Annotated in this window: 10 protein-coding genes and 2 pseudogenes; 7 read left to right on the top strand and 5 right to left on the bottom strand. The window is 72.7% G+C overall.

Features of this window, described 5'->3' with window-relative positions:
* The 4 genes and pseudogenes from AB0O19_RS38220 to AB0O19_RS38205 form a co-directional block, all read left to right on the top strand.
* Window positions 1-195, top strand: a pseudogene (locus tag AB0O19_RS38220) (NmrA family transcriptional regulator); the annotation flags it as partial.
* An 84-nt stretch (window positions 196-279) separates the two neighbouring features.
* Entirely contained in the window at window positions 280-939 is a 660-nt protein-coding gene (locus AB0O19_RS38215) for a hemerythrin domain-containing protein (RefSeq protein WP_363626325.1), read from the top strand.
* 250 nt (window positions 940-1,189) lie between these two features.
* Entirely contained in the window at window positions 1,190-1,771 is a 582-nt protein-coding gene (locus AB0O19_RS38210) for an anthrone oxygenase family protein (RefSeq protein WP_363626324.1), read from the top strand.
* A gap of 318 nt (window positions 1,772-2,089) precedes the next feature.
* Window positions 2,090-2,449, top strand: coding sequence for a hypothetical protein (locus tag AB0O19_RS38205; protein ID WP_363589722.1), 360 nt, complete (start codon window positions 2,090-2,092; stop codon window positions 2,447-2,449).
* A 73-nt stretch (window positions 2,450-2,522) separates the two neighbouring features.
* Here the strand turns inward: AB0O19_RS38205 and AB0O19_RS38200 are convergent, their stop codons facing one another.
* The 3 genes from AB0O19_RS38200 to AB0O19_RS38190 form a co-directional block, all read right to left on the bottom strand.
* The gene (locus AB0O19_RS38200; protein ID WP_363589596.1) at window positions 2,523-3,884 is read right to left on the bottom strand and encodes a M64 family metallopeptidase; all 1,362 of its coding nucleotides are present in this window, start codon (window positions 3,882-3,884) and stop codon (window positions 2,523-2,525) included.
* 102 nt (window positions 3,885-3,986) lie between these two features.
* Window positions 3,987-4,688: a hypothetical protein gene (locus AB0O19_RS38195; protein ID WP_363626323.1), complete on the bottom strand. Its 702-nt coding sequence runs from the start codon at window positions 4,686-4,688 to the stop codon at window positions 3,987-3,989.
* Window positions 4,689-4,987: 299 nt separating this feature from the next.
* The gene (locus AB0O19_RS38190) at window positions 4,988-6,178 is read right to left on the bottom strand and encodes a cytochrome P450 (protein ID WP_363626321.1); all 1,191 of its coding nucleotides are present in this window, start codon (window positions 6,176-6,178) and stop codon (window positions 4,988-4,990) included.
* A 134-nt stretch (window positions 6,179-6,312) separates the two neighbouring features.
* Between AB0O19_RS38190 and AB0O19_RS38185 the strand changes: the two are divergent.
* The 3 genes and pseudogenes from AB0O19_RS38185 to AB0O19_RS38175 form a co-directional block, all read left to right on the top strand.
* A pseudogene (locus tag AB0O19_RS38185) lies at window positions 6,313-6,558 on the top strand (helix-turn-helix domain-containing protein); the annotation flags it as partial.
* Window positions 6,559-6,624: 66 nt separating this feature from the next.
* Window positions 6,625-7,035 carry a MarR family transcriptional regulator gene (locus AB0O19_RS38180; RefSeq protein WP_363626326.1) on the top strand — a complete coding sequence of 137 codons (411 nt, stop codon included), beginning with the start codon at window positions 6,625-6,627 and terminating at the stop codon, window positions 7,033-7,035.
* Between the two features lie 119 nt (window positions 7,036-7,154).
* Window positions 7,155-7,994, top strand: coding sequence for an SAM-dependent methyltransferase (locus AB0O19_RS38175; RefSeq protein ID WP_363626319.1), 840 nt, complete (start codon window positions 7,155-7,157; stop codon window positions 7,992-7,994).
* Window positions 7,995-8,172: 178 nt separating this feature from the next.
* On the opposite strand, the gene AB0O19_RS38170 is transcribed toward AB0O19_RS38175, so the two are convergent.
* Together AB0O19_RS38170 and AB0O19_RS38165 are read right to left on the bottom strand one after the other, a co-directional pair.
* On the bottom strand, window positions 8,173-8,835 hold the full coding sequence (locus AB0O19_RS38170) for a 4'-phosphopantetheinyl transferase superfamily protein (RefSeq protein ID WP_363626317.1): 663 nt from the start codon (window positions 8,833-8,835) through the stop codon (window positions 8,173-8,175).
* A complete protein-coding gene (locus tag AB0O19_RS38165; RefSeq protein WP_363626315.1) occupies window positions 8,832-9,719 on the bottom strand; it encodes an alpha/beta hydrolase in 888 nt (295 codons plus the stop codon). The genes AB0O19_RS38170 and AB0O19_RS38165 overlap by 4 nt, the downstream gene beginning before the upstream one ends.
* Between the last annotated feature and the right edge of the window lie 119 nt (window positions 9,720-9,838).

Here is a 9,838-nt window from a genome sequence, read left to right as displayed (position 1 = left end):
GTGTCGGAGGCGGCGTACCGGGGGGTGTTGGAGGAGGCGGGTCTGCCGGGGGACTTCGCGGAGCTGTTCTCGGTGATCCTGGACGGTCGTAACGCTTCGTTGGGGGACGGGGTGCGGCGGGCGTTGGGGCGTGAGCCGCGGGACTTCGCCGACTTCGCCCGCGAGGCCGCCGCCTCGGGCGTGTGGAACGTGTGATCCGGCTCGCCGGTGGCGGCCCGAACAGGCCGCCACCGGGCGGGCGTCGGTCGTGTATCCGGACATAACAGTGGAGGTTTGGCCATGTCGGACGGCAAGCAGGTCTGGTCGAGTGAGCAGGGCGTGGGCGCGCTGCCCGGGCACATCCGGGGCTTCGGGCTGATGCACGTGGCGATGCGCCGGGACGCCGCGCGGCTGAGCACGGCCGCCGCCCGGGGTTCGTCCGCGGGCGGCTGGGGCCCCGCGGCGGCCCTGGCGGACTGGTTCGGCCGGCTGCGGGCCGTCATCGACTGGCACCACCACAGCGAGGACGAGATCCTCTGGCCCTTCCTGCGCGAGCGGCTGGCCGGCTTCGACGGCGGCGGCATCCTGGAGCAGGACCACGAAGCGCTCGACCGGACGATGCGCCGGGTCGCGGACGTGCTCTCCGCCCGCCGGATCGCCGAACTGCCCGAGGCCGCGGCGGGGTTCGAGAACCTGATCCGCGAGCACCTGGGGCACGAGGAGCCGGTGGTGTTCCCGGCGATCGCGGGCCTGCCGGTGGACGAGTACCTGCGGGTGGAGCGGCGGATCATCCAGAGCGCGCCGGGGCAGGTCATGACGTACCTGCAGCCGTGGATGTTCGACGGCGCGGACGCGGCGTCCGTGCGGGCCGTGTCGGCCACCATCCCGGGCCCGGTGCGGCTGATCGGCCGTACGGTGCTGGAGCGCCGGTACCGGCGCACCCTGAACCCGGTTCTGTGACCGCGGGCCCCTTTCCAACTCCCCTGGACTCCTCCCGGCACTCCTCGCGGCACTCCTTCCGGCACCCGGCACTCTCCGGTGCCGCAAGTGTCGTGGCGCGTAGCGGGGTTCCGGTTGTCGCGGTTCCGTTGCGGGTGGCACCGCACGGTGGGTGGTGTCGTTCGTTCCGCTGTTCGCCGGCGCCGCGTCCTGCGGGGCCGGCAGAGTGAAAAGGGGTCCTGTGATGCGTTCGGATCAGAGGTCGGCACCGGTGTCGTACGCGGTCCCGTCGGCCATCGGCGGTGTGCGGCCGGGGAGTTCACCGTACGGCGGAACCGTCGGGCAGGGCCGCGCCGCCGGGCCCGTCCTGGCGGGCGCCACCATCGCGATGGGCCTGATGGCGGGCCTGTTCTTCGCCTTCGACGTGTCGGTGATGCCCGGCCTCGCGGCCGGGGACGACCGGACGTACGTGACGGCGATGCAGCACATCAACTCGTCGATCGAGAACGGGATGTTCGGCCTGGTCTTCGTCGGAGCCTTCGCCGCCACCGGCGTGGCGGCCTGGCTCCAGCACAAGGCCGGCCGGCGCCAGGCGGCGCTGTGGGCGGCCGGGGCGACGGTGCTGTACGTGGTGGCGCTGATGGTCACCATGGGCGTCAACATCCCGCTCAACAACGAGCTGGCGGCGGCCGGCGACCCGTCCCAGATCCACGACTTCGCCGGCGTGCGCGCCAAGTTCGAGGGCACCTGGGTGGCCGCCAACATGCTCCGCACGCTGCTCTGCACGGCGGGCCTGGCGGCCCTGAGCCGCTCGTTGGTCCTGCACGGCCGGTTCAGCCGCCTGGGCCGCTGAGCGGCCCGGCCGCGCGCCGCAGGGCTGCGCGGCCGGGGGAATGCCCGTCCGCCTCGTGCGGGCGGGCGTTCGTGCGTTTCGGGTGCGGCCGGCCTGCTGCCGCCGGGCTCGGCGGCGGGGCGCCCGAGTGCGCCGGGGCGTGCGCCGGTGCGCCGGGCCAGTGCTGTCGGTCAAGTCGCCTGGGACGTCCTGGACTTGGCGATCCGGGGGCTATGGGTGGAGCATGGGCGGGCCCGGTCCTTGCGGCGCGCTTGCGCCGTTGCCGGGCCGTACGGTGGTCGGCGTGTCCGGTGAGCTGGAGAGGGGGCGGGGTCTGTGGTGGCGGTGATACGTCCGTACCTGATCCGGGGGAGAGCGGTACCCCTGGCCAGATATCTGGCGGAGGAGGACATCGAGGGTCTGGTGGCGTGTTCGTGCATCGGGAACGAGGTCACGATCGACCTCGTGGACACCCGGATCCTGGTGACCCTGGCCGACGTGGCGGGGGCGGTCCGGCTGAACTTCGACATGGTCCAGGACGGTCCGGCCAAGGCGCGTTCCTGGTCCCGGCGCCTGCCGGGCGACGCGGGGCCGGGCGAACTCGCGGCGCGGATAGCCGTGGACGTGCGGACGCTGGCCCGGGAACTGGCCCCGCTGCGGCGCAACCCCCCGCGCAGGCCGGGAGAGGGCGGGCGGTAGGCACGGACGACCGGCCCCGGGCCCGGCAGCGCCGCGCTGCCGGGCCCGGGGCCGTCGCCGTGGTGGACGCGCGTCAGAGCGTCACCAGCCAGGACAGGCTCCCGGTCAGGTGCTCGCGCAGCGCCGGGTCGGCCACCGCCGGGGTGGGGTCGGTGGCGACGGCCGTGAGCAGGTGAGGCCGGGAGCGGGGTCCGCCCGGGTGGAGGGCGGCGAGGTCGGGCGCGGTACGCCCGCGCTGTCCGGGCAGCTCGCGCCCGTCCAGGAACCAGCGCAGCCGGGTGCCCGGGACGGGCAGGTCGACGGTGAGGCGGCTGGCGGAGGTGAGCCGGGTGGCGGTGGAGACGGGACTCGTCAGCGGGGTCGCGTGACGGTAGAAGCCGGCGATCATCGCCTCCCGTCCGGGCAGGTTGAACTCCCGCCCGAGCGAGCGCATGATCGAGTTCTCGGTCGGCCGGTACAGCCCCGTCGGGTAGTAGCCGCCGCCCTCGTACGCGCCGACCGTCCCGCCGTCGGGTGACGTCCGGCCGAGCCAGCGGGACCACTTGGTGCCCTGGGCGCGCATCCGGTCGGCGGTCAGCGTACTGATGTTGGCCTCGGCCGGCTCCGCGCCCTGGTAGGTGCCCTGGCCGTCGTACGCGTACTCGTCGGCGAGCTTGCCCAGCGAGTGCCCGGTCTCGTGCACCGCGATCTGCCCGGACTTCGCGTTGCCGCCCGCCACGGTGGCGATGCCCTCGTAACCGAGCGGGGACTTCACGTCGTTGTAGCCCGCGCCGCCGTACTTGGTGCTGTTGGCCACCACGATCACCAGGTCCGCCTGCGGGGCCTTGGCCGCGTAGCGCTCGACCGCCTTCTCGTCCACGCAGAGCAGCCGCTCCACCCCGTCGCACCAGAAGTACGAGCCCAGCGCGGTGTGCCGGACGGTCGTCTGGTCCGGATCCCCGGAGACGCCCGACTCGGGGGAAACGGCCGACACCGCCCAGACGTTGAACAGGTTGCGGTAGGTGGCGTACGGCTCGACGGCGGTGATCTCGCGCCACTTCTCGGCCGCGTCGCTGCGGAACTTCTCCTGCTCCTGCGTCGCGTAGCCGTCGCCGATGACCACCACGTCGAGCTTGGCGGCCGGATCGCCGTTGCGCACCAGCGCGGTGACGTCGCCGTCGTCCTGGAGCGGGGCCACGCCCTGGGCGCGGGAGCCGGCCGTGTACGGGGAGCCGCCGGGGACGAGGGCCCGGGAGATGCCGCCGTCCTCGCCGAACACCTCGACCGGGTGCCGGCCGTCCGCCGGAGCGGCTATGGGGACGGCGCCCGTCGTGGGTCCGGGCGGGGCTCCGGGCGCGGCGAGCGCGGGGGCGCCGCCGAGGAGGGCCGCGGCCAGGGCGGCGGTGAGGAGGGTTGCGGCGGTTCTGGTCCTGCGGCTCCTGGTACTGCTGGGCATGGGTGGCCTCCCCGGTGGTGGCGTGAGCGGGAGGTGGCAGCCTATTTCCCATGTTGAGAACCTGACAACCTGTGAGGGGCATTCCGGATCCGCTCCGGGCCGCTACTCCGCGGACATCCCGCTGACGACGGAGAGCGCGAGCAGCCAGGCCAGGACGGCCAGGGTCACGGTCACGGGCAGCGGCCAGTCCATCGGGAGGAGCATGGCGGCACCCACCAGCGTGGTGACCGCCACGGGTACGGACATCCGGGCCGGGATCCACCAGGAGCGCACGTTCGGCCCGAGCAGGCCGCCCGTGATCAGGGCCGTGCCCGCGCCGATCAGCAGCGCCAGCTTCAGGATGGCCAGCCACGGGGTGTGCGGATTGCGGGCCCGGTGCCCCTGGTGGTCGACCTCGACCACCTGGCCCCTCCAGACCGTCAGGTTCACGACCGTGTCGATCCGCACGTCGTCGTAGAACGCCTCCCCGACGTCGTAGGTGCCGGTCGGAGCCTTCTCGCGGGCCACGGTCAGGGTGTACGAGGTCGAGTCGCCGTCCCGCTCCACCGCCCTCTTCGTCACCCGCCCGCTCTCCCGCAGCGTGCAGTCCACCCCGGGCCCGATCGCCGGAGCGCCGCAGACCGGGGCGCCGCGGTACGCCCACCCCTCGTGGTACGCGCCGACGAACCGCGCGAACCCGAGGCCGACCGCGGACAGTCCGAGCAGCAGGAGCAGGGCCTGCGCCAGGACCCGCAGCGTCAGCGCGGTGGCCCGCCCGCGCGGCCGGGCGTCCTGCGGGCCCGGCGGCTTGCCGAACAGCGTCATCGGACTCCCCCTCGTCTGGACGTCGGTCGCCATGCGGGCCGACGCCCCGGCACGCCGTGGGCGGCTCCGGGGGCGGCACGGACTTGGATGATGCCAGGGATGCGTGCGGGGCGGGAGGAAACCCGGCACCGCTGTAACGGACTTGTGCCATGCCGGGAGGGCGGGAGTGCGCCGGCGCCCGCGTGTTTTCGGCCGTTCCGGGCGCGGGCGGACCACCTCGGCCGCTCCGTCCGGGCGGGTCCCCCGATCCCGACCCGGACCCCGACCCTGGCCCCGACCTCGCCCGGGCCGGTTCCCGGTCACGCGTCCCAGGTGACCGGGAGGCTCTTCACCCCGTAGATGTCCGCAGCCTCCGGCCGCAGGCCGACCTCCTCCGCCGGTACGGCCAGGCGCAGCGTCGGGAAGCGCTTGACGAGCGCGGTGATCGCGACGCTCAGCTCGACGCGGGCCAGCTGCTGCCCCAGGCACTGGTGCACGCCGTGGCCGAAGGCCAGGTGCCCGGCGTACTGCCGCCGGAAGTCGAGCACGTGGGGATCGGCGAAGCGCTCGGGGTCACGGTTGGCGGTGTTGTACGACAGGATGACCGTCGTGCCGGCCTTGATGGTCTGGCCTCCCAACTCGACGTCCTCCAGCGCCGTCCTCATGAACGACTTGGCGACGCTCAGGTACCGCAGCAGTTCCTCGACGGCCCGGCCGGTGAGCGTCGGGTCGGCGCGCAGGTCGGCCAGCTGCGCCGGGTTCTGCAGGAGCGCGAAGGTGCCCAGCGCCAGCATGTTCGCGGTGGTGTCGAGCCCGGCCGCCAGCAGGATCAGGCTGACGCCCCTCAGCTCCTCATCGGTGAGGTCGCCGTCCATGAGATCGCTGAGCACGTCGTCGGTGGGGTTCGCGCGCTTGGCGGCCACCAGCTCCGCGAGGTACTGCTGGGTCGCCGTGTAGGCCGCGATCAGCTCCTCGTCGCTCGTCTCCCCGTTCACGAACGAGTCGATCTGCTCCTGGAAGGAGCCGCGGTCCTCGTACGGCACCCCCAGCAGCTCGCAGATCACGATGGCGGGGATGGGCTTGGCGAACGCGGTCACCAGGTCCGCCGACGGCCCGGCCGCCTCCATGGCGTCCAGGCACTCGGCGGTGATCTGCTCGACGCGCTCGGCGAGCAGCCGCATCCGCCGCACGGTGAACTTGCCCACCAGCGGCTTCCGGTAGCGCCCGTGCTGCGGGTCGTCCATGAGGAGGAACTCGCCGGGCGGAGCCGGAGGAATCTCGAAGTCGCCCACGTTGATGAGCTCCTTGCGCGAGCTGAACCGAGGGTCGGCCAGGACCGACCTGACCAGCTCGTACCCGGTGATCAGCCAGCCGGCCGCCCCGCCGGGGTGGGTGTAGCGGCTGATGGGGCCGTGCCGTCGGGCGTCGGTCAGCTCGGCCGGCGGGTCGAAGGGGCAGCCGGGCGGGCGCGCCGTCGGCAACGTGGTGACGGTGTGGACGGATTCACCCATGACCGTTCCTCATCTCGCGGAAATGCGTCTTCGGGACTCTTCGAAAGCTACGTTGCATTCAGCATGGTCGCAATCGGTCGAAGAAGTTATCCCAGGTGAACAGCGGTAAATTGATGCAATGACGCTGAAGTCGAATGCAATGCTGCATTGCAATGAATGAATGCGAAGGCAATACTGGCGGCATGCCAGGAGGACGACTGACCCAGCAGGACCGCCAGCGCATCGCGGCCGGACTCGCCGACGGGCTCTCCTACGCCGAGATCGCCAGGCGGCTCGACCGGCCGACGTCGACGATCAGCCGGGAGATCGGGCGCAACGGCGGCCCCGGCGGCTACCGGCCCGAACAGGCGCACCAGGCGACGGTCCAGCGCGCGCGGCGCGGCACCCCGGCGCCGCCGCCTGCGGACGGGCCCTCGGACAGCCCGACGGGAGAGGAGATCATCGAGATGGCGGTCAGAACGGGGCTGCCGAGGATGACGGCGCGCGTGCACATCGACCTGCTGCTGTCCGAGGACGGCAGGCGCACGGCGGCCGAGCTGACCCGCAGGCTGAACGTCAGTGCGGCCTCCGTCTCAGTGGCCGTGAACTACCTGGTCCAGCACGGGTACGTCCGGCGCGAACGCGATCCGCAGCGGCGTCGCGACATCTACGTGGTCGACGACGAGGCCTGGTACCACTCGATCATGATCGGCTCGCGGGAGACGCTCGGGACGGCGCGGATCGCGATGACGGCCGCGGCGGAGTTCGGGCCCGACAGCCCCGTGGGGCAGCGGCTGGCCAGGGGCGGGACGTTCCTGGAACGCGTCATCCGGGACACGATGGAGTCCGCCGACCGCTGGCGTCACCTCCTGACGTGACCTCGTGGCGGTGCGTCAACTCGCCCTTCCCGCAGGCCAGGTGCCCGTCCGGCCCGGCCTGGTCCAGGCGAGGGGGAGTGCCGGCCCGGCCGACTCGGCGCGGGGGTAGATTCCCGGGCATGACGACCACCGACCCGCTGAGCCCGGTCTCCCGTACGGCCCTGTCCGTCGCGCTGGTGCGCGCCTACGAGAGCTCCCGCCCCGAACCGCTCTTCACCGACCCCTACGCCGCCGCCTTCGTCACCGCCTCCGGCATGCCGATGCCCACCTCGGGACCGGCGAGCGGCCTCGCCAAAGGTCTGGTGGTCCACGGCATCCTGCGCACCCGCTTCTACGACGACCGCCTGCTCGCCGCCGGCGCGGACCAGGTCGTCCTGCTCGCGGCAGGCCTGGACGCCCGCGCCTACCGGCTCGACTGGCCGGCCGGCACCCGCCTCTTCGAACTCGACCTCGCGCCCGTCCTGACCTTCAAACAGCAGGTCCTGGACGAACTCGGCGCCGACCCGGCCGGCGAACGCACCACGCTGCCCGGCGACCTGCTGGACCCGGACTGGCCGCGCCGCCTCGTCGAAGCCGGCCTCGACCCGGGGCGGCCCACCGTCTGGCTGGCCGAAGGACTGCTGGTCTACCTCACCGCCGACCAGGCGGCCGGCCTGCTCACCGCCGTCGGCACCCTCTCCGCCCCGGGCAGCCGACTGCTGCTCGAAAAGGGCCGGGACGTGACCAGTACCCCGCAGGACCCGGCCCTCGCCCACATCACCGACCTGTGGCAGGGCGGCCTCGGCCCCCACACCCACGAGTGGCTCGACGCCCACGGCTGGAACACCCGGCTCACCCTGCTCGACGAGGTCGCCGCCGTGTACGGCCGCCCCTTCCCGCCCGGCTCGGGCCCGAGCACCACCGGCTTCATCGAAGCGGTGCGCACCGGCGACAACGGCCGGGACAGCTCTGCCCGTTGAGGACGAAGGCCCAGGTGGGGCAGACGGGGCAGGCGGCGGCGTCGGCGATGAGCGTGAGCGTGTGGGCCAGTGCCATGGGCCGGGTTCCTTGCCGGTCGGGTGGTCCCTCTGACCGATCCGTCGACTGTCCCCTCGGTGCTGCGGTGCTGCGGTGCTGCGGTGCCGCGGTGCTGCGCGCTCAGCCGGTCGTGGTCCCGTGCGGGATGGTGAGGGCGGTGAGGAGGACGGCATCGGTGCTGGTCCAGCGGCCGTGGCAGCGGCCGGGCAGGTGGGGGTGGTGGGCGGTGAAGGTGCGGTCGGGGTGGAGGCGCACGGAGATGCCGGCCAGCCCGGTCCAGCGTCGGGTGAGCGGGTAGCAGGCCTTGTAGGTGGCCTCCTTGGCGCTGAAGAGCAGTCGGTCCCAAGGGACTTGGCCGTGAGGTAGCCGGCCGATCCGGTGACGCTCGTCCTCGGAGGCGGTGAGGGCGAGGACCCCGTCGGGGAGCGGCAGAGCAGGCTCGGCGTCGATCCCGAGCGAGATGACATCGGCCGCGTGCGCCGCAGCGCAAGCGGTGTAACCGTCGCAGTGGGTGATGCTCCCGACGGTCCCCGACGGCCACTCGGGGGCCCCGCCCGGCCCCGGGAGCAGCGGGACCGGAGGGTGGCCGAGCTGGGCGAGAGCACGACGGGCGAGCGTGCGGGCGGCGGTGAACTGCCGCTGCCTGCGGGGCGATCGGCCACTGATGTGGGCGCGCTCCGCAGGAAGGAGCGCGCCCTGGGGCGGCGGCCCGAAGGCCTCGGTGCAGTGGACAGTTGGTGGCAGGAGCCTGCCCAGCTCTGTGGTGAGGGAGGTGGTGGTCACCGCTGCGATGTGAGTGTGAGCTGGTGGATCTGGCGGGCGATTTGGTGAGGGGCTTCGAGCGGGAGGATGTGGCCGGCGTCGTCGAGGGTGTCGACGGTGGTGTTGGGGAGGTGGGTTTGGAGGGTGCGGATGTGGGTCTGGCCGACAGAGGTGTCGTGGGTGCCACGAAGGATCGTGGTGGGGGTGGTGATGTTCCGGAGGTGGGGGGTGTGGTCCATGGTGCTGGTGGAGGCGAAGGTGGTGAGACGGGTGTGGGGGTTGGTGTTGGCGAAGAGACGGCGGTTGGTCTCCTGGGTGTGAGCGGGGGTGTTGGGGTGGAGGGTCTTCTTGAGGAGCTGGCGGCCGAGCCGGGGGCTCTTGAGGGCGCGCTGGAAGGCCTTCGTCTTCATGATGCGGAGTTCGCCCGGAGGGGTCTGCTGGTCGTCGGCGGCGCTGGCGGCGAGGAGGAGGCCGACGAGGCGATCGGGCGCGGTGCGGGGGGCGTCGGCGTAGAGCTGGGTGGCGTAGGCGAGCGCGGCGTAACCGCCGCCTGAGTGGCCGGCGATGACGACGGGGCGGTGAGGGGCGAGGGCGTCGGCGACGGTGGCGAGGTCGCGCCCGAGTTGCTGGATGGTGAGGGCCTTGTCGCCAAGGGTGCTGGTGCCGTGGCCGCGCTGGTCGTAGGCGACGACCGTGTGGCCCTGCGCGGCCAGCAGCCGGGCCGTGGCGTGCCAGACGGTGTGGGTGGCGCCCCAGCCGTGGGCGAGGACGATCAGGGGCGTGCTGGTGGGGGTGGTGTCGTGGGGGTCGATGTGGGCGGGGTGGTGGATGGCGACGGTGAGGCGGGCGCCGTCGGGGGTGGTGGTGGTGAGGTCGGTGATCGTGATGTCAGTGGTGGTGGTCACGAGGTGCTCCTGCCTGCGTCTGTGGTGTTTGTGTGTTGTGTGAGTTGGTGGTTGAGGTTGGTGAGGGCGTTGTGGGTGGCTTTGGTGTGTTGGTTGGGGATGGTGTGTTTGGGGAGGAG

It is taken from the genome of Kitasatospora sp. NPDC091276 (assembly GCF_040684355.1).
Lineage (GTDB): Bacteria > Actinomycetota > Actinomycetes > Streptomycetales > Streptomycetaceae > Kitasatospora.
Note: the sequence above shows the minus strand (reverse complement) of the source record. Positions and strands in the feature narration are given on the sequence as shown.

Coding starts and splice junctions, on each gene's coding strand:
- AB0O19_RS38180 (WP_363626326.1), top strand. CDS start 6,625: ATGGCGGTCAGAACGGGGCTGCCGAGGATGACGGCGCGCGTGCACATC.
- AB0O19_RS38215 (WP_363626325.1), top strand. CDS start 280: ATGTCGGACGGCAAGCAGGTCTGGTCGAGTGAGCAGGGCGTGGGCGCG.
- AB0O19_RS38190 (WP_363626321.1), bottom strand. CDS start 6,178: ATGGGTGAATCCGTCCACACCGTCACCACGTTGCCGACGGCGCGCCCG.
- AB0O19_RS38195 (WP_363626323.1), bottom strand. CDS start 4,688: ATGACGCTGTTCGGCAAGCCGCCGGGCCCGCAGGACGCCCGGCCGCGC.
- AB0O19_RS38175 (WP_363626319.1), top strand. CDS start 7,155: ATGACGACCACCGACCCGCTGAGCCCGGTCTCCCGTACGGCCCTGTCC.
- AB0O19_RS38200 (WP_363589596.1), bottom strand. CDS start 3,884: ATGCCCAGCAGTACCAGGAGCCGCAGGACCAGAACCGCCGCAACCCTC.